Genomic DNA, 20256 nt, shown 5'->3' with positions numbered 1-20256 from the left:
TGGGTTAGGCGGCGAGGCGTACCTGCAGGCCTTCCGCCTCGCGCCGCTTGGCGGTGTAACGCGCGATGAGGCCGTCGCGCGAGCGGGCCTCGTCACCGTCGAACAACCCGCCTTGTGCCAGCAGCGCACCGTGGTGTGTGCGCACCGCGTCGAGCAGCCAGTCCACGCGCTGCAAGGTCTTCGGCGTGCAGGTGCGGCCGTGCAGGTCGTCCTCCAGGTCCATGACGTGCGACCGCCAGCCTTCGCGCAGGTACAGCCCGTGAAGGTCCCCGGCCAGGGCGCGTTCCCAGCCGTCGGCGACGCCGGCGAGCCAGCCGAGCACCTGCGCCGTGGCCCCATCGGCCCGCAGCTCGTCGTGCAACTGCCGGTAGGTGGCGAGTGCGACGCACTTGGCCTGCCGGAACGAGACCAGCACGTCGGCCGGGTCCTGGTCCAGCCAGGTGCCGAACACGTGCCGGCTCTCGATGCGTTCGGCCAGGTGGCACAGCGGCGCGGTGGTGCCGTCGCCCCCGCTGTTGAAATGGCGCAGCGGGTCGAAGCGGTACATGTAGCCGAAGTCGAACAGCCACACCTGCTGGCCGTCGTCGAGCAGGTTGCCGGGGCTGAAGTCCCACTCGAAGAAGCCGGCACGCAGCAGTTCGCGGCCGGTTTCGAACACCTGCTGGAAGCGCCGGGCATCCCAGGTGCTCACCGGGGTGCCCGGGATCCACGGCGACACGGCCACGCCGTGGCGCAGTGATGCATACACGGTGCTCACGATGCCGGGGAAGCGGCCCGCACCACCGGGCTCGGCGCGGAGCGCGCTGATCTCGGCGCGGCGCTGCACTTCGTTCAGGAACGACGTCTGGCCGTCGACGTTCTGCACCAGGCACGGTGTGCGGGCGCGCTTGACCGCCCAGTCCCGGCCGAGGGCGTGGACCTTGTACACGACCGCCGTGAGGCCCCCTTCGTGCACCTCCCGCACCGCCGGATGGCCCGGGTGCAAAGCCAACAGTTCGGGCAGCGGCAGCGGGCAGTCACGGCGGTCGCCCACCTCGATCTCGGTGGCCGAAGCCTGGAAATCGAGTTGCGATTGCCGGCGTTCTGATTCGATCAAGAAGGTCATGGCGCGCCATTGTGCACGGAACCGCTGGCGCCGCAAGGGGCGGCCTGATCGGGGCAGTACTACTCACCCAGGGGTTGTCCTGGTGCCTTGATGGAAGGGCCCGGGTGTGTCGGGCATCATCGCCGAAGCTCATCCACTCATCCACTCACCGGGGAGCAAGCCCATGGCCTCAGGCTGGACCGCCGTGACCGATACGCTGATCGCCGAGTTCTCCGACATCCCCGACCTCGCCGGTTTCACGCGCGTGGTGGTGCGCCTCGTGCTGGCAGCGCTGCTGGGCGCGCTGCTCGGCTACGAGCGAGGGCAGAAGGGCAAAGCGGCTGGCGTGCGCACGCACATGCTGGTGGCCATGGGGTCGGCCATGTTCGTGCTGGTCCCGGCCCAGATCGGCGTGTCGCCGGCGGACATGACACGGGTGGTGCAGGGCATCGTGGCCGGCATCGGATTCCTCGGTGCCGGCACCATCTGGAAGGGCGACACCACGTCGCAGGTGAAGGGCCTCACGACCGCCGCGGGCATCTGGCTCACGGCCGCCATCGGCATCGCGGCAGGGCTCGGGCGCGAAGTGACCGCCATCCTGGCCACGCTGTTCGCATTGTTCATCCTCTTCCTGCTGCCGCTGATCGCGCCCCACCTGGACCGGCCGGCGCGGGACGAGCCGTGATCAGCCGGCCTTGCGGCGCAGCGCCTTGACGAGCTGGTCGCGCTCTGCGCCCTCGGTGGCATGTTCGGCGAGCATCTGGAAGAACTGTTCTTGCGTGGGGGCCTTCGCCGATGCCTTTTTCACGACGATGGCGGCGATGGGGCCGATGTGGCTCGTCAGCACCTTGAGGCCATGGGCCACGTCGTCGGGTGACAGGGGGGGCGCCATCGTGCCACCCGGCGCGGGCACCGGGGTAGGGGCCCGCGTGGGGACCGTGCGCGCCGTGGCACTGCCGCCGGTGGACGCGTGGGTGCGGGCCGTGCCGGGTTGCATCGCCTTCGCGAGGAAACGCTGGCGGTCCTGTTCGTCGGTCAGGTGGGTTGTCAACGCGGACGTCAACGCGGCGAGGTCGCCCGCATGTTTGGCGGCCATGCGCACCAGCACCTTGGCCACCGGGCCCACGAAACTGGCGAGGGCGTGTTCCACCCGCGTGAGTTCCTCGTTGTTCCAGCCAGGGGGCATCGTGACCGATTGCAGCGCCGGCACCGGCGTGGTGGGCATGTCGGCCGTGGCCGAACGGCCGGCGAACGCCGCCGGTGCAGGCGGATGGGCGTGCACCACGATCACGGTGGTCTGCGCTTCGGCCGCGGGAATGGCCTGCACGCGCTTTTCGAGGGCGCCGCGGAACTGCGCGGCGCTTTCGAAGCGGGCGAGCTTGTCCTTCGCGAGGGCCTTCGCGACGACGGCGTCGTAGAACACCGGCCGCATCGCGCCGGGTACCTGGCTTGGGGGCACCGGTTCCTTGTGGAGGATCTGGTACATCACCGACTCGACCGAGCCGCGGAACGGTTGTTCGCCGGTCAGCATGCGGTACAGCAACACGCCGGCCGAGAAAAGGTCGACACGGTGGTCCACCGCATCGCCGCGGTACTGCTCGGGTGCCATGTAGCCCGGCGTGCCGATGGTGGACGTGACCTGGGTGAGGGCCACCGACTCGATGCGCGCGATGCCGAAGTCGGTGATCTTGAGCTGGCCGGTGGACGTGATGAGGATGTTGGCCGGCTTGATGTCGCGGTGCCACACGCCATGGTGGTGGGCCACGTCCAGCGCCGCGAGCAGCTGGTCCATGATGCGCAGCACGTCCGGTTCGGGCAGCTTCGGGTTCGACTCGAGGATCTGCGAGAGCGTGCGGCCCTGCACCAGTTCCATTGCGATGAACGCCGTGTTGTCGTCCTCGCCGTACTCGTAGATGGCCACGATGCCCGGGTGCAGCAGCCGGCCCACCGCTTGCGCCTCGTTGCGAAAGCGCGCGGCGGCCGAAGTGCCCGACGGGTCGTCGCCGATCAGCTGCTTGTGGATGGTCTTGAGGGCCACCGGGCGCTGGATGATCGGGTCGAATGCCTTGTAGACGACGCCCATGGCACCCTCACCGAGCACGCCGGTGATGGGGTACTTGCCGAGTTTTTCGGGGTGTTTCATCGACGCCGGCTACCGGGAACGGGGTTCAGGTGTCGAGCATTTTCATCGCATGCACCAGGCTCCTGCGCATGCGCGAGAACGAATCGGACAACACGCCAATTTCGTCACGCGCGCGCGCCTTGAACTCGGGTGCGTCGAGTTCGCCGAGGCTCACGCGGTCGGCAAGCTTCGACAGCTGGCTCACCGGCTGGATGACCAACTGCCACAGCATCAGGTTCAGCGCCACGCCGATCAGCAGGAAGACGCTGGCGAGCAGGCCCATCACGACCACGAAGGCGCGGTCAGCGCGCTGCAGCGGCACCGACATGGGCACCGACACGACCTGGGCACCGAGGGCCTCGTTCATGACCCAGCCGAAGCCGTTGGCCGGGCCGTACTTCTCGACGAGAGATGCCGGGGCAGCATCGACCGTGCTGTGGCAGCGCAGGCAGTTGGCGTTGACGATCTTGATGGGGCGGGCGATGTAGAGCGAGCGGCCGGCCGGGGTATCGCGCTGGCCGATGAACTCGGCGCGTTCGGGTTCCTGCTTGAACTGCATGATGACGTCTTCCTCCCAGTCCTGCGCGCGGTCGCGCGGGTTCGTGGGGTTCAGCATGGCGGCCTTGTACGCGTACTCCGGGTGGGCCTTGCGCAGCGCGTTCAGCACCTCGGTGGACGAGTAGGCCGGAACCGATTGGGGCAGGAACGTGTATTTCATCTGCGTCTCGAGCAGCGGGGCCACCTGGTTCGCGGTGTAGGCGCTGACCGCCATGGCGTTTTCCATCAGCAGGCGGGCGCGGTCGAGCACTTCCTCGTGTGCGCCGTCTTGCAGCAGCTTGCGCGCGACGGTGCCGGACACGGCCAGGCCGACCACGAACACGAGGAGGAAAACCAGGTTGAACTTGACGAGCAGCTTCATGGAGCCTCTGCGGTGGGCGGTAGAAAATCAGTAACGCGTGCCGGGAGGCGGGGCATCGCCGGGACGCGGATTGGGGCGGTACTTCTCGGGGAACAGCAGGCGGTCCCACTCGGGGTGGGCCGCGATGCCGGCGACGAGGCCGGCACGGAAGTCGGGCGCTTTCGCCAGGGTGCGCCAGCGGGGCACGAACTGCGGGCGCAACGTGGGCTCCGCATCGATCCATGGCTGTACGTCAGTGTACGAGAGGCCGGCCGCAGCGGGTTTCGGCACCACGTCGCGGCCCTTGAACAGGTCGAGGCGCGACGGCAGCGTGTCGAGGAAGGCCTTGGGCAACGACTGGATGAAGGCGCCCGACGGCCGTGGCGCGACCTGGGCCTTCGCCTCGCCGGTGCGCAGGTAGAACTGCCCGCTGCGCAGGGTGTGGGGCGGCTGGGGCTTGAACTCGCGGCGCTCCACCACGGTGACGGCACCCGACTCGGCGAACACCGAGGCGTCGTGCTGCGTGGCCGACACCACCACGCCCTTGGACACGGCGGCCAGGTCGGCGTTCGGGGACGCCAGCAGCGTGTCGGCCGCGGGCAGGTTGGCGGGCACCCCCACCTTCACGACGCCGTTGAGCAGGTACAGGCGCGGGGGCGCCTTGCCGCGGTCGGGGCCGGCCTTGGGCGACAGCATCAGCTGCGTGCCGCCGGCCAGGTCGACCACCACGCCATCGGCGAACTCCAGGCGCACGAAGCGGCCCTTGGCCGTGGACTGGATGATGTCGCCTTTCTGCAGGCGCACGCCTTCGGCGAGGCCATAGGCCGCGGCTTCGCGGATCAAGATGGTCTCACCCTCGACGATCGTGGCGGTGGCGAGGGGCGGGGCGGCCAGACCCAGGCTCGGCAGGCTGGCGAGAGCGCAGGCCCGCAGGGCTTGTTTCCACATGGGAGTCTCCAGGAAACGCAGTCTTCTCGTGGGCCGGTGAGCAGCGGGTGCGGGTCCGGCAAGGACGGAGAAGCATAGCCGCCCGGGGCGTGGATTTCGATGGTCGAAGGTCATCGGAATCCCCCTGGACCGGCCCTCATCCGTGCATCAATGCACGAACAGGCCCTGGCGGCGTTGCCGCCTGTTATTCGGCGGCGAGCATCATGTCTGGCGTATGCCTTCCACGGGCCGCGCATTGTGCGGTTTGTGGATAGTTATCTTGCCCATCGCGGCCTTGCTGGCCCCGGGTTGCGACACGTCGTTGCTCACGACGGCCTGTTCGTGGCGGTCGACTGCGGTGCCGACTCAGAACGTGGCAACGGGGGACTGCGCGGCGCCACTGGCTTCGAGCACGCGGGCCGCGCGCAGGGCCAGGTCTTCGCGCCACGGGGCGGCGATCACCTGCACGCCCATCGGCAGGCCACGCGGGCCTTCGGGCCACAGCGGGGCGGCAACGACGGGGCAACCCGCGAACGAGATGGGCTGGGTGAGCAGGCCCATCGACGGCCGGGCCGGCAGCCAGTGGCCGTTCAGCTCGAACTGCTCGGTGCCGATGGGCGTGGCCGGCACTGGCGTGGCCGGGGCCAGCAGCACGTCCCAGTCACGAAAGAGGGCGAGCACCTGGTCTCGGTAGCGGCGGCGAAAGCGCTGGGCCCGCACGTACCATTCGGTGGGCTGCAGTGCCCCGGCGATGAACCGGTCGACGGACAGCGGCTCGAACTCCGCGGCGCGCTCACGCAGCAGCGGCAGGTGCAGCGCGCCGCCTTCGCTCGCGCTGACGACATACGCGGCCACGCGGGCCAGCGCGGCGTCAGGCCACGTCACGCCGCGCACGCCGCCCAGCACGCGGGCGGCCGCGTCGAGGGCGCGCTGCGCCTGCGGGCCAGCGAGCTCCTCGAAGTAGCCGTTGAGCACCCCGATGCGCAGGCCGGCCACGCCGGCGTCCAGGTGGCCGGACGTGGGTTGCACCCGCTCCGCATGGCAGCCGGGGTCGGCGGGGTCGGGGCCCTGCAGCACGTCGTACGTGGCGGCCAGGTCTTCGACCGTGCGGGCGAACGGGCCCAGGTGGTCGAGGCTTGCGGCAAACGGGAAGCTGCCGCGCCGCGACAGCCGGCCGAACGTGGGCTTGAGCCCCCACACACCGCAGAGCGACGACGGCACGCGGATGGAGCCGTTGGTGTCGGACCCGAGGGTCATCGGCACCTGGCCGGCGGCCACCGCGGCGCCGCAACCGCCGGACGAGCCGCCGGCGATGCGTTTCAGGTCGCGCGGGTTGCGGCAGGGGCCGTAGTGGCTGTTCTCGGTGGTGAACCCGTAGGCGAACTCGTCCATGTTGAGCGCCCCCACCAGCACGGCGCCGGCGGCCTGCAGGCGCTGCACCAGCACTGCATCCGAGGTGGCGGCGGGTTGCCCGTTGCGCACGCGGCTGCCGGCGCGGGTGGTGAGGCCTTCCACGTCGAACAGGTTCTTCACCGCATATGGCAGGCCGGCGAGCGGCGGCAGCACCTCGCCGCGCGCGCGCCGCCGGTCGATGGCCTGCGCCTCGCGCAGGGCGCGCTCGAAGGTGCCGTCGGTGAACGCGTTCACGCGGTGATCCGTGACCTCGATCCGGGCGATGCAATGTTCGAGCGCCTCCTCGGCCAACATCGCGCCCGAGTGGACGCCGCGCACGATGTTGAGGCCGGAGATCATGTCGGTGACCCGTCCCAGTGTCATGAGTCCGACCCGGGCGGGAACGGCGCGGGCTTGAACACCTCGGCCGGTTCCACGTCCACGTCCAGCGGCAGCGCTTCCAGCGCGGCCACCATGTGCCGCGTGCGCTCCAGGTGCACGGCGACCCGTGCCAACCGGTCGTCGTCGAGCGGCAGGTTCAGGAAACGCGCCGAGGCCCGGACGAAGTCCAGGGTGGCGGCGGGCGGGCTGTCGGGCATCGTTCGGGGTCCTCGGGCCATCAGCGGCGCACCTCGTGCCGCAAGATCTCTGCCAGCCGGGCGGGGCGCTTCAGCAGCAGGAGCACCTGGTCGGGCGACGTACCCGGCCTCTCCAGATCGTGCGAAACGAGCACCATCGTGGTGCCGGCGAGGGCGTTCAGGTGCGGCGCGGCGGGCAGGCCGGTCGGAGCCGTCCTACAGGCGATGCGGTGGGGCGCTGACGGCCCGACAGGCACGCGCCCTCTGCCTCCGGCCGCTGCGCGTTCGTATCGTTCGTCACCGCCTCTATGGTTCCGGAGACCGCCATGCTGATTGCTTCGAACGCCGCCGATTCTTCCCACGCGGCACCTGCCGTGCTGCTGGTCGAGGGCGAACGTGATCGCCAGTTCGCCGCGATGCTGCGTGCGTTCCGCGAAACCGGCGGGCTCGCGCGGGGTGACGAGGTGGCCGAGTCGCTCGCCCAGCGCGGGGTGGGGGATATCTCACGGCTCGCGCGCGCGATCGTCTCGGGCGAGGTGCTGGGTTTCGACTGGAAGGGCGAGGTGTGGGTGCCCCTTTTCCAGTTCGACCTGCGGTCGATGGCCATCCGGCCGGAGGTGCGGCAGGTCACGGGCGAGTTGCCGCCTGACTTCGACACGTGGGCCCAGGCGATGTGGTTCGCGATGCCGAACGTGAGGCTCGGCGAACGCACCCCCGCCGACGCCTTGGCCAGGGACCTGCCGTCGGTGCTCGACGCCGCGCGTGCCGACCGGTTTGCCGTGACGGGATGACCCGCGCGCCGCCTGGCGCAACAAATGAAACACGCCCCGCCGGCGAAGAAACGCCGGTGAAACCCGCGCTGCAGACACTGCGCGGTCATTGACCCACCGTCCAGAAGGGGAAGGCACCATGCACCACGCGCCGGCCTGCCGCCATGCCGGGTGACTCGTTGAATGCGGGCGAGGACACCGAGGCACCCGACTTCCTCGGGGAGCCGCTGGCAGCGCGTGCGATGGTTCCGGTTCCATTCCGGCAGCACCTGGCCCATGGCCGGGCGGCCGATGGCGTGCGCATCGCCCACGCCGTGTCGGGCCACGGGCCCGTGCTGGTCAAGGCGTCCAACGGGTTGAGCCACCTCGAGTTCGATGCCGGCAGCGGCGTGTGGGGCCACCTGCTCGCGGAACTGTCGAGCGACCGCACGCTGGTGCGCCACGACCGGCGCGGGTGTGGCCTGTCCGACTGGGATGTGCCGGGCGTGTCCCTGGACGGCTGGGTTGCCGACCTGGAGGCGGTGGTGGCTGCGCGCGGGCTCGATCGCTTCCCGTTGCTGGGGGTTTCCGACGGGGCGCTCGTGGCACTGGCCTACGCCGCGCGCCATCCGGGGCGGGTGAGCCGGTTGGTGCTGCATGGGGCCTGGGCCCGCAACGGCGGCCGCATCGCCTGCCTGTTCCCGGCGGGCCACGGCGCAGCGGACCTGCGCGAGGTGGCCACGTCGGCCGCGTTGTCGGCCCGCATGCGCGAGGTCGAGGACGCGGTGGACCTGACCCTGCAGCTCGACCGCGTGACTTGCCCCACGCTGCTGCTGCACGCGGCCGACGACCCCGAGGTGCCGGTGGCGGAGGCCTTGTGGCTGGCCGCCCGGCTGCATGACGCCCACCTCGTGACCCTCGACAGCGCGAACCACCTGCTCCAGCCGAACGAGGCGGCGTGGGACCGGTGGTTGCTGGAAGTGCGGCGTTTCCTGCCGCGGGAACCCGAGGGGTCGTCGCCGTTCGCGCGGCTCACGGCCCGCGAACTCGACATCGTCGACCTGCTGGCGCAGGGCCGCGACAACGCGGCGATCGCCCAGGTGCTGGACCTCGGCATCAAGACCGTCCGCAACCATGTGAGCAACCTGTACCGCAAGCTCGGCACCGCCAACCGCGGGCGAACCGTGGCGACCGCCCGGGAGGCCGGGTTCGGCCGCACCTTCCGCCCCGGCCCGGGGGTGTGACGGCGCTTGAGGTACAAACGCGCACCATGTCCGATGAGTACCAGATCGAAGTTCCCCCGTCCTTCTACGCGCTGTACACCGATGCGCGGCAGCGGCTGACCGAACCGCTGCGTGTCGTGCGCGCGCGTTACGAAGCCTGCGAGGACCTCGCCAACCACCTCGTCGACCACGCCAGCACGCTGCTGTTCCAGCTCGGTGTCACCGAGGACGACGTGCTGGAGCGCTGCCTGCGCGGCCTGGAGACACCCGAGTCCGGCGTGTCGCCGCCAGAGGCCCGCTGGGTGGTGCACCGCCTGGCCGAGCTGCTGGGTTGGCCCTTCCTGCCGGAGCCGGATGGCGCGGCATGAGGCGGTCCCCGCCACAAAGGAGAGGCGCCCGCCCCCGGATCGCGCGATGATCGAGGACCCCAAGGAGCCGAAGTGTCGTTGCTGCTCGAGCTGATCACCCAATACGGCGTGTTGTTCATCTTTGCGTGCGTGCTCGTCGAGCAGGCCGGTGTGCCGCTGCCGGCGTACCCGGTGCTGCTCGTGGCCGGGTCGCTGGCCGCCCGCGGCGAGTTGCCCATCGCCGGCCTGCTGGCCACCGCCGTCGTGGCGTGCCTGCTGGCCGACAGCCTCTGGTACGCCGCCGGCCAACGCTACGGCACGCGCGTGTTGCGCACCCTGTGCAGGCTGTCGTTGTCGCAGGACGGGTGTGTGCGGCAGACCGAATCCATCTTCGCGCGTTTCGGTGCACCGTCGCTCGTGGTGGCCAAGTTCGTGCCGGGCTTTGCCAGCGTGGCCACCGCGATGGCCGGTTCCACCGGCGTGCGCCGTGCGCCGTTCGTGTTCTACGACGCCCTCGGTGCGGCCTTGTGGGCGGGTGTCGGCCTGGCGCTTGGCTGGCTGTTCTCGACGGCCATCGAGGATGTGATGCAGGTGCTCACCGAGATGGGTCGGTGGGGGCTCGTGCTGCTCGCCTGTTTCGCGGCGGTGTTCGTGGCCTCGAAGGCGTGGCGCCGCCACCAGTTCCACGCCCAGCTTCGCATGGACCGCATCTCGGTGGCCATGCTGGCCAGCATGTTCGCCAACGGCGAGACGCCGCTGGTGGTGGACGTGCGGTCGGCGCTGGCCCGCGACGATGGCCGCATCCCCGGCGCCATCGTGCTGACGCACGGCGAGTGGCCCGACAACCTGCGTGCCCCCGGCGACGACGCGATGGTGGTGGTCTACTGCGCGTGCCCCAACGAGGCGTCCGCTGCCCTCGTCGCACGCCAGCTGATGGCGCGCGGGTTCAAGCGGGTGCGGCCGCTGCAGGGCGGCATCGACGCGTGGCGTGCGGCCGGGCTGTCGGTGGACGCCGCCTGACCCCCGCACCCTCGCGGTGGACCTTTTGCCGCCATGGTGCTTGAATGACGCCATGAGGCGACTCTTCACGGCCATGGTGTTCGGGCTGGCGGCCGGTGCCGCCGGCGCCCAGGGCGCCGCGCCGGCCACCTACCGCGTCACGGCCGACAACTTCCCGCGGGCCGAAACCGACACCTACTTCGCGCGGTTCGTGGCGCGGGGCGGCCTTGGCCGCTTCCAGCATGCCCGCGACCTCACCGACATCGACCAGCAGGCCGTGGTGCGCTCCAACCGCGACACGCTGTACTCCTCCGCGGTGTTCGACCTCGAGGCCGGCCCGGTCACCGTCACGCTGCCCGATGCGGGCCAGCGTTTCGTGTCCATGCAGGTCATCGACGAAGACCACTTCTGCGGCGACACCCGCTACGCCGCGGGCCCCCACACGCTGACCCGCGAGCAGGTGGGCACCCGCTACGCCTTCGTGCTGCTGCGGCTGTTCGTGAACCCGGCCGATGCCGCCGACGTGGCGGCGGTGCACGCGCTGCAGGACGCGGTCACCGTGCAGCAGGCTGCCACCGGCACGTTCGAGACCCCACGCTGGGATCCGGTGTCGCTCGGGCGCGTGCGCGATGCGTTGCGGGCGTTGGGCGGGGTGGGCACCACGCGCATGTTCGGCGCGCGTGAGAAGGTGGACCCGGTGCATCACCTGATCGGCACCGCCACCGGCTGGGGCGGCAACCCCGCGGCGGACGCCGTGTACCAGAGCGGCTCGCCCGCCCGGAACGACGGCGACACCGTGCACCGTGTCACCGTGCGCGACGTGCCCGTGGATGCGTTCTGGTCCGTGAGTGTCTACAACCGGGAAGGCTTTTTCGCCAAGAACGTGCAGCGGGCCTATTCGCTGAACAACGTCACGGCCGAGCCCGATGCGGACGGCGCGTTCACGCTGCAGTTCGGCGGGTGCGCGGCCGGGGTGCGCAACTGCCTGCCTGTCACGCCGGGGTGGGGCTACACGGTGCGGTTGTATCGGCCGCGGCCGGAGGCGGTGGACGGGCGCTGGGTGTTTCCGGAACCGCGTCCTGAACCGCGCCCCGAGCCGCGCCCGGTGGCCCCGGGCGGTTGAGTTTCACTGGTACGACAGCACGAGCCCGTGGATCAGGCGGCTCCACCCGTCGAGGATCACGAAGAGCAGCAGCTTGAACGGCAGCGAGATGGTGGTGGGCGCGATCATCGACATGCCGAGCGCCAGCAGCACCGTGGCCACGATCAGGTCCACCACCACGAACACGAGGTAGATGACAAACCCGATCTGGAAGGCGCGCGTGAGTTCGCTCAGCGTGAAGCTCGGCACGAGCACCATGAAGTCGTCGGCCTGCAACGTGGCGGCACGTTCCTTCGGCCAGATGTTCTCGGCCGACTTCAGGAAGAACCGGCGGTCGCGTTCATGGGTGTGCTTCTGCAGGAACGCTTTCACCGGCGCCTTGGCGGCATCGAGCACGGCGGTCACGTCACCGAGGCTTTCGCCCTGGGCGCCGAATTTCCGGCCCCGCAGCGCGTCGCCCATTTCCATGCCGATGGGCGCCATGATGTAGATGGACAGGATGATGGCGAGCCCGTTGAGCACCATGTTCGGCGGCGTCTGCTGCAGCCCGAGGGCGGTGCGCAAGAGGCCGAAGACGATCACGAGTTTCGTGTAGCTCGTCATCATCAACGCGACGAACGGCGCCACGCCGAACGCGACGATCAACGCGACGAGCGTGACCGGGTCGTGCAGGTTGACTCCCATCCGGCGGCCCGCCTCACACTTCGCTGGGCGCGAAGTCGGACACCCGCACACCCAGCCGGTCGCCCACGGCCACGAGGTGGCCTTTGCCCAGCACGTTGCCGTGCGCGAGGATGCGCACGGGGCTGCGGCTCAAGGTGTGCGGCAGGTCGAACACGTGGCCTGGCTGGATGGCACGCAGTTCGGCGAGCGAGATCGACAGGTCGCCCACTTCGAACCGCAGGTTCACCTCGAGGTGGTCCAGGCGGTCCAGGGGCAGTTCGGCGCCGGCTGGCGGCTCGTCGGGCAAGCCGGATGCGGAGGCGGGTTCGCGGTGCATGGTGAGGTCCTTCGTGTGGTGGATGGTGATGCGGGTGCCTTCGGCGGTGCCGTCGAGGCGGATGCCGCGCGGGCCGCCCGGGCTGGCGCTGACACGCACGGCCGCGCCGGCCGAGCCCCAGTCCCCGATGCCCACGATGTCGCCGCGGCGAACGCCACGCAGCTCGGCGATGGCGATTTGCGCAGACCCCAGCACGAACGACAGCGGCCACCGCAGCGTGTCCACGGTGTGCCGCGGTGATGCGGCACCCCGCGGCCATCGCGACAGCAGGGCAGCCAGCGCGGGGGCGCTGTCGAGTTGCACGAAGCCCCGGCCCCGTCCGGAACCGGATGGGCCTGACAGCGAGAACCAGGCGGCGCGGCCGGGGTCGGGTTCGACCGCGGCGGCGAGGCCATCGGGCAACCAGACCAGCCGCTGCCGCGTGGCCGATTCGAGCGCGTGGCCCACGGCATGCAACGCGTCGGCCCACAGCACGCAACGCAGTTCGCGCGGCAGGCGCTCGCTGCGTGCCTCGCCGAGCAGCGCGGCCACGGTGACGCGGTCGACCGAGAGCGTGCCGGTGCCGTCCCCCAGTTCGAACCGGAAGGTTTCGACAGGTGCGGGTGCCCCCACCGGCTCGGCCCACACCAGCTGGTGCACCGTGCTACCGAGCTGGAGGTCCATGGCCGCGCCCCGGCTGTACACGTGGCTCAACGCGTGAGCCACCGCAGGGTCCAGCCGCGGCAACGCCGCGGCGAGGCCGAGTTCGGTGACAACGGAGGCAGGACGATCGAGCAGCAGTTCCATGGCGGTGCCGTGTGAACGAGGAGGAGGTTGCGAGCGGCAGCGTAGCCAAAGGCATCGCATTGGGGAACTACGCAAAAGCGTAGTCATGAAGTCAGGTGTGTGACTACGAAAACTCGTGGTTGCTGCCGTGCAGGGGGCGGCCATAGAGTTCGCGGCATCGAACGCACCGCAGTTCCGCGTTGCCGCAGACCCTGGACACGACCATGCCGTTGCGCCCGCAATCCTTCCCCACCGGCTATCCGCTGCGCGACCTGTTCGCCCGCGCGGCACGCCACAACGACCTGCTGCTCGCGGGCCTGCTGGTGGCGATCGTGGCGCTGTTCGTGCTGCCGTTGCCCACGCCGCTGCTCGACCTGCTGATCACGAGCAACCTCGCCATCAGCCTGGTGCTGCTGATCGTGGCGATGTACGTGCCGTCGGCCCTGTCGCTGTCCACGTTCCCGTCGCTGCTGCTGTTCACGACGCTGTTCCGGCTGGCGCTGAACATCGCCTCCACGAAGCTCATCCTGCTGCACGCCAACGCGGGCCACATCATCGACACGTTCGGCAAGCTGATCGTGGGCAACAACGTGGTGGTGGGCGGGGTGGTGTTCATCATCATCGCGGTCGTGCAGTTCATCGTGATCGCCAAAGGCTCGGAGCGGGTGGCGGAAGTGGCGGCCCGGTTCGCGCTCGACGCCATGCCCGGCAAGCAGATGAGCATCGACGCCGACGTGCGGGCCGGTGTGCTGTCGCCCGCGCAGGCGCTGCTGCGCCGCCAGGCGCTCGAACAGGAATGCCAGCTGCACGGCGCGATGGACGGGGCGATGAAGTTCGTCAAGGGCGATGCCATCGCCGGCATCGTCATCGCGCTGGTCAACATCCTGGCTGGTGTGGCCATCGGTTCGCTGATGCACGACATGAGCGTGGGCCAGGCCTTGCAGCGCTACGCGATCCTGACGGTGGGCGACGGCATGGTGTCGCAGATCCCGTCGCTGCTGGTGTCCATCGCGGCGGGGGTGGTCATCACGCGCGTCACGTCGTCCGGTGGGGGCAACCCGGCGCTGGCCGGGCAGATCCTCGGCCAGATCGGCGGCCACCCGCGCGCATTGCTCGTGGCGGCCCTGGCGCTCAGCAGTTTCCTGCTGGTGCCCGGGTTCCCGAAGTGGGCCTTCGGCCTGTGGGTGGTGGTGATCGGGGCGAGCGGCTTCCTGCTGCGTTCGGCCCGCCAGCGTGGCCGCACGCCGGAATGGATCACGCACCACGCGACGGGCGAGGAGGCCGATGGCGAGGACACGCGCGACGCCACGGCCTATCCGGTGGCCGTGCGGCTCGCCCACGAACTGCGCCCGCGGGTGGACCGCCACGCGTTCGACCGCGGCATGGCCGCGGCCAAGGGCCGGGTGGAACGCGACCTCGGCCCGGTGTTCCCGCGGCTGCAGCTCGCCGAAGGCACGATGGCCGACCCGGCGTCGTACCAGGTGCTGGTGCAGGACGTGGTGGTGTCCACCGGCGCGCTGCGGCCCGGCTGGATGTTGCTCGACCCCACGGACCCGCGCGTGCCACCGCCCGAGGCGGTGGTGGCCGAGCCGTTCGGCCCGTTCCCGCGGGCGGTGTGGCTGCCTCCGGCAGCGGCCGGTGGCACCGCACTCACCTGCGAGGACGTGCTGGTCGCCCACGTCGAGGCGGTGATCCGCCAGCATGCACCGCGGTTGATCGGCCTGCAGGAAGTGCAGCGCCTGATCCATGGTGCCCAGCGCGACGTGCCCGATCTCGCGGCCGAAGTGGCCCGCACCGTGCCGCCGCAGCGCATCGCCGAGGTGTTGCGCCGGCTGCTGCAGGAGGGCATCCCCATCCGCAACCTGACCGTGATCTTCGAGAGCCTCGTGCGCTGGGCGCCGAAGGAGGCCGACTCGATCTCGCTCACCGAGCTCGTGCGTGTCGACCTCGGCCGCTACATCACCAGCCGCCACGTGGGTGCCGACCGCAGGCTCAACGCGGTGATGTTCGATGCCGCGTTGCTCGACCGGGTGGAGGCGGCGGTGGAGCGGGTGGTGCGCGGCAACCTGCTGGCGCTCAGTCCGGCTGTCAAGCAGGACATCCTCGACCAGCTGCGGCGCGTGCTGGAGACGGCCCCGCGCGGTGTCGTGGCCGTGGCCCCGACCGACCTGCGCCGCTACATCAAGTTGCTCGTCGAACCCATGGCGCCCCACCTCCCGGTGCTGTCGTACCAGGAGGTCGATGACGACGTCGCGCTCCAGCCTGTGGGCTGGATCACCAACCCGCAGGCCGCCTGACCGCGAGGCCCTTGTTCAATGACCCCTGTCGACATCCTGTCCCTCACCCGCGACGCGCTGCTCGTGATCATCTGGGTGTCGCTGCCCGTCGTGGTGGTGGCGACCCTGACGGCGCTGGGCGTGGCCACGCTGCAGACCGTCACCCAGATCCAGGACCAGAGCATCGGCCAGTCGTTGCGCCAGGTCGCGGTGATGGTGACGATCGTCCTCACCACGGGCTGGTCGGGCCGGCAGGTGATGGGTTTTGCCGAGCGGGCCTTCCACGTCGTGAGCCAGTTGCCATGAAAACCGGTCTTCCTCTCTTCGCCGCGCTGGCGCTCGCTGTGATGCTGGCGGGTGTGGCACCGGCGGGTGCGGCCGAGCTGCGCTGGTCCAGCAAGTCGTTCCAGGTGCTGGCCAACGAAAAGCGGCTGGTCGACTTCCTGCGCGAGCTGGCGGCGTCGCAAGGCACCACCGCGGTGATCGACCCGAAGATCGACGGCCTCATCAGCGGCAAGTTCGTCATCAGCGGGAAGTCGACGGGGTCGGCCCGGCAGATCCTCGACGGGGTGTGCGCGAGCTACGGCCTCACGTACTACTACGACGGCGCGCTGCTGTTCATCGAGCCCGCCAGCGACGCACGCAGCGAGGTGCTGCCCATCTCCGGCAGCAACGCCGCCCGCATCACCGAAGCCATCAGCCGCATGCAGCTGACGGACAAGCGGTTCCCGCTGACGGTCAACGCGGCCGACAACCACGTGTTCGTCTCCGGCCCGAAACGGTATGTCGACGCGGTGCGGCAGGTGGTCAAGTCGATCGACTACCGCGCGTCGCAGGTGGACAAGGCCGAGGTGCGCCTGTTCCCGCTGAAGTACGCGTGGGCGGCCGACTTCCAGATCCGCCGCTCCGGCAAGGAGGTGGGTGTGCCCGGGGTCGTGAGTGTGTTGCGCAGCCTGTTCGACCCGCGAAGCGACAGTGGCGGCGGCGGCACGGTGGGTGGTATGTCGGTGGGCGGCGCGATGGCGATGCCGCGGGTCACCGGCAACCGCCAGATCAAGCTGCCATCGGGCGCCACCGTCAATGCGCCGAAGGTGGATGCCAACGCGATGTCCGCGCCGTCCGATGATGGTGACGGCAACGCGCCGCCGATGATCCGGCACGACTTGCCGCAGTTCCACGTCGACACCCGCATGAACGCGGTGCTGGTGCGTGACCTGCCCGAACGCATGCCACGGTATGCCGAGCTGATCGCGTCGATGGACATGAAACCGCGCCTCGTGGAGATCGAGGTGACGATCATGGACATCAGCAGCGACACGCTCGACAACCTGGGGGTGGACTGGCGCCTGCACGGCAAGCACGCCGACTTCCAGACAGGCAACGGCACCAACGCCCCGCTGTCGTGGGCCAACGGCGCCACCACCGCCGGCCAGACCGGGGCCACGGTGCCGGCGGGCGGCGTGTTCACCGCGAACCTCGGCAGCGAGTTGCGCAACTTCCTGCTGGCACGGGTGAGTGCGCTCGCCACGAAGGGCCAGGCGAACTTCGTGGCACGGCCGAAGGTGCTGACGCTCGACAACACCGAGGCGAGCCTCGAGAACAAGAGCGAGTTCTACATCAAGGTGCCGGGCTTCCAGGACTCGAGCCTGTACACCGTGATCGCCGGCACCGACGTGCGCGTGACGCCGCTCGTGATCGACGAGCCGGGCGGCCGTGGCGTGATGATGACGATCAACATCAACGACGACAGCGTCACGTCCGACACGGTGGACAACCTGCCGATCGTGCGTCGCCGCAGTGTCATCACGCAGGCGATGGTGGGCGACGGGCAGGGGGTGCTGCTGGCGGGCTACTCGTCGGAGGAGCGCACGAACACGATGAGCGGGGTGCCCGGGCTGTCGAAGATCCCCTACGTCGGCAACCTCTTCAAGTACCAGTCGAAGAAACAGTCGAACCTCGAGCGCTTCTACCTGCTGACGCCGCGATTCGTGACGCCGGGTGTGGCCGCGCAGCTGCCGATGCCGCCCGTGCCGGCGCCGGCCCCGCCGGTCACGCCGTTCGATGGGGGGAGCGAACGCTCATGAGCCACGCCACGTTGTCTCCGGCGCCCGGGTGGTGCCTGCGGTTCCTGAGCGGGGCGATCCGTGGCCGCACCATCCTGCTCTCGCCCGGTACGAACCGGGTGGGGTCGGGCCCGGACAGCCAGATCCTGCTGCCCGCGTCCGATGCGCAGGCCCAGCACCTGGTGTTCACGGTGGGTGACGTGGCGCTGTCGGTGCAGCGGATCGGCGAGGCCGCCGCGGCCATCAACGGCGTGCCCATGCCGGTCACACGCCGCAGTGTCGTGGTGGGCGACGTGGTCACGATCGGCGCGATCGACTTCCAGATCGAACGCAACTACCCCGTGAACGAACAGGCGCGCGACACGAGCGAGTCGATGTTCCTCGACGGGGATGCCGAGCTGCTCGCGTCCGATACCACCCTGGCCGCGCCGGCCACACCCCGCAGCACGTGGCGCACCTGGGCAGTGGCCGCCGGGGTGTGGGTGGTGACGATGGCCGCCGCATGGTGGGGCCTGGCCGGCAATGCGTCGGAAGGCCGGCCGGGCGCAGGCCTGGTCGACCTTGCAGCGATCGAAAGTGTGCTGAAGGACTTTCCGGAAACCGATGCAGTGGTGTCGGGCGCGGGCCAGGTGACCGTGACGGGCTTTGTCGAGTCGCAGTCCCGGCGCGCCCGCCTGAACCAGTCGATGCAGCCGTTCGGCCAGCGGGTGATCGTTCGGGTGCATGCCGTCGATGAACTGATCGACCAGTCGCGCCGGTTCGTCAGCGACCCGGGCCTGGCGGTGACGTACGAGGGCAAGGGGCTGATCGCCGTGTCCGGCCGCACCGAACGGGCCGACGTGCAGGACAAGGTGCTGCGCCTGCGCGACGACCTGCACCCGGCGGTGCGGGTGACCGACAAGGTCCAGTACAAGCCCAAGCCCGTCGAGGCGGCCGCGGAGGCGCGTGACCAGTGGGCCGCCTGGCAGAAGGTGCTGCCGTCGCGGATGGTCAGCATCACCGACGACGGCCAGGGGCTGCGCTACATCCAGCTGGCCAACGGCAACGTGTACTTCGAAGGCGCGGTGCTGAAGTCCGGCGACGAACTGGCGAACCTCAGCCCCGACCGCGCGGCGGCCGCTGACGCCGCCGCCTCGGCACCCGTTGCCGTGGAGGCACCCCGATGACCTGATCCCGATCCGCCGTGCGGCCGTTGGCCGGCCGGCTTCCCGATTTGCCGCCGCGCGTGGACGTCCGCGCGCGGTGGCAGATGTCCCCGTCCTCGCCCGAGGATTCATTCACTACCAGGAGAACAGACATGGCCGATGGCATTTCCCCCGACACCGCCGCTTCCATTGCCGCCCAGAAGCAAGCCGCCGCCGACAGCGCCGCGATGAGCGCCGCCACGGCGACCGCGCAGCGCCAGACGTCGGAAGGGCAACAGAAGACGGCGCTCGTCATGAGCATCACCGCTGGCAACACCGAGCTGATCAAGCAGTTCGGCAGCCACATCACCCGCGGTTCCTCGGCGGCCTGACGCCACCGGGGCGGGGCCCCGGTCCGGCTCGGCCGGGCCGGGTGTCCCGATCACTGACCCACATTCAAGGAGGTTCCGATGGTCACATCCGTCGATCCGTCCGCGGTTGCCGCGCTCGGTGCGCTGCCGCCACCCCACGGCGCACCCGCGCAAGACACCGCGGGCGCCCGCATGTTCGCCGACCTGATGAAGGGCGTGGGCGAGGCCACGTCGGCCGGCACCGGGCCGGCACCGTCCCCGTCGGGTTCGCCCGGCTCGGCCACGACGGACCTGGTGCAGCAGCTGTCGAGCCTGCAGGACCCGGCCGACCCCATCAAGTCGCAGTACGTGATGATGGACGTGCTGGGCCAGCGCATGGAATTCCTCGGGAAGATGCACGTCACCGTGGCGGTGACCAGCGGCTTCACCGGCATCTTCAAGCAGCTGTTCAACCGCCATGATTGACCACCTGCCGCGGCTGGGCGCCGCCGTGTTGCTGTGCGCCGTCCTGGCCGGCTGCAAGGTCGGCCTCTACTCGAACCTGAACGAGCAGGAGGCGAACGAGATGCTCGCCGCCCTGACGGCGCAGTCGCTGTCCGCATCGAAGGAGCGCGAGGGCGAGGCCGGCTGGCAGCTGCAGGTGGAGGAGGGTGACCTCGGCCGCGCGCTCGACGTGCTCCGCGCGAACGGCCTGCCCCACGACCGTTTCGTGTCGATGGGCGACATGTTCCAGAAGCAGGGCCTCGTGTCCACGCCGTCCGAGGAACGCATGCGCTACATCCACGCGTTGTCGCAGGAGCTGTCGCAGACGCTCAACCAGATCGACGGCGTGGTGGCGGCCCGGGTGCACGTGGTGGTGCCGGCCAGCGACCCGCTGAGCGAGAAGGTGCGGCCGTCATCGGCCGCCGTCTTCATCAAGCACCAGCCGGACACGGACCTGCGCCTGCTGGTCCCGATGGTCAAGGACCTCGTGGCGCACAGCATCGAGGGGCTGGCACACGAGCAGGTGTCGCTGTCGCTGTTCCCGGCGCGGGCCGCGGGGCCCCGGCCCGCCGCGGCGGGGGGCGCTGCCATGGGCGCATGGGATGGCCTGCCCGGTGGTGCGCGCTTCGTGCTGCTGGGCCTGGCCGCCGCCGCGGTGGCGGCGCTCGTCGCGCTGCCGCACCTGCTCAAGCGCCAGGGGCTCGATTGGCGCACCTGGCTGAGCCGCATCCGGCCTGCCCGTTGACCGGCCCG

The 20256-nt window shown here is 70.1% G+C and carries 21 protein-coding genes and 1 pseudogene; 13 read left to right on the top strand and 9 right to left on the bottom strand.

Annotation, left to right across the window (positions count from 1 at the left end):
- Positions 1 to 4: 4 nt before the first annotated feature.
- Positions 5 to 1105: a hypothetical protein gene (locus ASC87_RS02370; protein WP_056656081.1), complete on the bottom strand. Its 1101-nt coding sequence runs from the start codon at positions 1103 to 1105 to the stop codon at positions 5 to 7.
- A 163-nt stretch (positions 1106 to 1268) separates the two neighbouring features.
- Here ASC87_RS02370 and ASC87_RS02365 point away from each other — a divergent pair, with 163 nt between their 5' ends.
- Positions 1269 to 1769, top strand: a complete 501-nt coding sequence (locus ASC87_RS02365; protein WP_056656396.1) for an MgtC/SapB family protein — start codon at positions 1269 to 1271, stop codon at positions 1767 to 1769.
- Here the strand turns inward: ASC87_RS02365 and ASC87_RS02360 are convergent, their stop codons facing one another.
- The 6 genes and pseudogenes from ASC87_RS02360 to ASC87_RS32970 form a co-directional block, all read right to left on the bottom strand.
- Positions 1770 to 3227 (bottom strand): serine/threonine-protein kinase, encoded by a 1458-nt coding sequence (locus tag ASC87_RS02360; RefSeq protein WP_056656077.1) that lies wholly within the window; start codon positions 3225 to 3227, stop codon positions 1770 to 1772.
- A gap of 25 nt (positions 3228 to 3252) precedes the next feature.
- Entirely contained in the window at positions 3253 to 4125 is an 873-nt protein-coding gene (locus ASC87_RS02355; protein WP_056656074.1) for a DUF3365 domain-containing protein, read from the bottom strand.
- A 27-nt stretch (positions 4126 to 4152) separates the two neighbouring features.
- Positions 4153 to 5052 carry a hypothetical protein gene (locus ASC87_RS02350; protein ID WP_056656071.1) on the bottom strand — a complete coding sequence of 300 codons (900 nt, stop codon included), beginning with the start codon at positions 5050 to 5052 and terminating at the stop codon, positions 4153 to 4155.
- A 345-nt stretch (positions 5053 to 5397) separates the two neighbouring features.
- Positions 5398 to 6807 carry an AtzE family amidohydrolase gene (locus tag ASC87_RS02345; RefSeq protein WP_235582015.1) on the bottom strand — a complete coding sequence of 470 codons (1410 nt, stop codon included), beginning with the start codon at positions 6805 to 6807 and terminating at the stop codon, positions 5398 to 5400.
- Positions 6804 to 7022 carry a DUF4089 domain-containing protein gene (locus ASC87_RS02340; RefSeq protein ID WP_056656065.1) on the bottom strand — a complete coding sequence of 73 codons (219 nt, stop codon included), beginning with the start codon at positions 7020 to 7022 and terminating at the stop codon, positions 6804 to 6806. The genes ASC87_RS02345 and ASC87_RS02340 overlap by 4 nt, the downstream gene beginning before the upstream one ends.
- Positions 7023 to 7057: 35 nt before the next feature.
- Positions 7058 to 7168, bottom strand: a pseudogene (locus ASC87_RS32970) (ABC transporter ATP-binding protein); the annotation flags it as partial.
- 159 nt (positions 7169 to 7327) lie between these two features.
- Here ASC87_RS32970 and ASC87_RS02335 point away from each other — a divergent pair.
- From ASC87_RS02335 to ASC87_RS02315, 5 genes are all read left to right on the top strand, one after another.
- Positions 7328 to 7792 carry a hypothetical protein gene (locus ASC87_RS02335; RefSeq protein WP_056656062.1) on the top strand — a complete coding sequence of 155 codons (465 nt, stop codon included), beginning with the start codon at positions 7328 to 7330 and terminating at the stop codon, positions 7790 to 7792.
- Positions 7793 to 7935: 143 nt separating this feature from the next.
- On the top strand, positions 7936 to 8994 hold the full coding sequence (locus ASC87_RS02330) for an alpha/beta fold hydrolase (RefSeq protein ID WP_056656059.1): 1059 nt from the start codon (positions 7936 to 7938) through the stop codon (positions 8992 to 8994).
- 26 nt (positions 8995 to 9020) lie between these two features.
- Complete coding sequence (locus ASC87_RS02325; RefSeq protein WP_056656057.1) at positions 9021 to 9341, top strand: hypothetical protein; 321 nt, start codon at positions 9021 to 9023, stop codon at positions 9339 to 9341.
- A 72-nt stretch (positions 9342 to 9413) separates the two neighbouring features.
- Complete coding sequence (locus tag ASC87_RS02320) at positions 9414 to 10340, top strand: DedA family protein/thiosulfate sulfurtransferase GlpE (protein ID WP_056656052.1); 927 nt, start codon at positions 9414 to 9416, stop codon at positions 10338 to 10340.
- 52 nt (positions 10341 to 10392) lie between these two features.
- Positions 10393 to 11442, top strand: a complete 1050-nt coding sequence (locus ASC87_RS02315) for a DUF1254 domain-containing protein (protein WP_056656049.1) — start codon at positions 10393 to 10395, stop codon at positions 11440 to 11442.
- 3 nt (positions 11443 to 11445) lie between these two features.
- Here ASC87_RS02315 and sctR read toward each other — a convergent pair whose 3' ends face one another.
- Together sctR and sctQ are read right to left on the bottom strand one after the other, a co-directional pair.
- Positions 11446 to 12105 carry a type III secretion system export apparatus subunit SctR gene (sctR, locus tag ASC87_RS02310; RefSeq protein WP_056656046.1) on the bottom strand — a complete coding sequence of 220 codons (660 nt, stop codon included), beginning with the start codon at positions 12103 to 12105 and terminating at the stop codon, positions 11446 to 11448.
- 13 nt (positions 12106 to 12118) lie between these two features.
- Positions 12119 to 13207, bottom strand: coding sequence for a type III secretion system cytoplasmic ring protein SctQ (gene sctQ, locus ASC87_RS02305; protein WP_056656043.1), 1089 nt, complete (start codon positions 13205 to 13207; stop codon positions 12119 to 12121).
- A 203-nt stretch (positions 13208 to 13410) separates the two neighbouring features.
- Between sctQ and sctV the strand changes: the two genes are divergently transcribed.
- The 7 genes from sctV to sctJ all read left to right on the top strand — a co-directional run bounded on the left by sctV (position 13411) and on the right by sctJ (position 20248).
- Entirely contained in the window at positions 13411 to 15483 is a 2073-nt protein-coding gene (gene sctV, locus ASC87_RS02300; RefSeq protein WP_056656394.1) for a type III secretion system export apparatus subunit SctV, read from the top strand.
- 18 nt (positions 15484 to 15501) lie between these two features.
- Positions 15502 to 15768 (top strand): EscS/YscS/HrcS family type III secretion system export apparatus protein, encoded by a 267-nt coding sequence (locus ASC87_RS02295; RefSeq protein ID WP_056656391.1) that lies wholly within the window; start codon positions 15502 to 15504, stop codon positions 15766 to 15768.
- On the top strand, positions 15765 to 17546 hold the full coding sequence (sctC, locus tag ASC87_RS02290; protein ID WP_082568328.1) for a type III secretion system outer membrane ring subunit SctC: 1782 nt from the start codon (positions 15765 to 15767) through the stop codon (positions 17544 to 17546). Before ASC87_RS02295 ends, sctC begins: the two co-directional genes overlap by 4 nt.
- Positions 17543 to 18691, top strand: a complete 1149-nt coding sequence (locus ASC87_RS02285) for a hypothetical protein (RefSeq protein ID WP_056656040.1) — start codon at positions 17543 to 17545, stop codon at positions 18689 to 18691. Before sctC ends, ASC87_RS02285 begins: the two co-directional genes overlap by 4 nt.
- A gap of 131 nt (positions 18692 to 18822) precedes the next feature.
- Entirely contained in the window at positions 18823 to 19041 is a 219-nt protein-coding gene (locus tag ASC87_RS02280) for a hypothetical protein (protein ID WP_056656036.1), read from the top strand.
- Between the two features lie 78 nt (positions 19042 to 19119).
- Complete coding sequence (locus tag ASC87_RS02275; protein WP_056656033.1) at positions 19120 to 19485, top strand: hypothetical protein; 366 nt, start codon at positions 19120 to 19122, stop codon at positions 19483 to 19485.
- The gene (gene sctJ / locus ASC87_RS02270) at positions 19478 to 20248 is read left to right on the top strand and encodes a type III secretion system inner membrane ring lipoprotein SctJ (protein ID WP_056656030.1); all 771 of its coding nucleotides are present in this window, start codon (positions 19478 to 19480) and stop codon (positions 20246 to 20248) included. The genes ASC87_RS02275 and sctJ overlap by 8 nt, the downstream gene beginning before the upstream one ends.
- Positions 20249 to 20256 lie beyond the last annotated feature (8 nt).

The organism is Rhizobacter sp. Root1221 (assembly GCF_001425785.1).
Classification (GTDB): Bacteria; Pseudomonadota; Gammaproteobacteria; order Burkholderiales; family Burkholderiaceae_C; genus Rhizobacter.
Note: the sequence above shows the minus strand (reverse complement) of the source record. Positions and strands in the feature narration are given on the sequence as shown.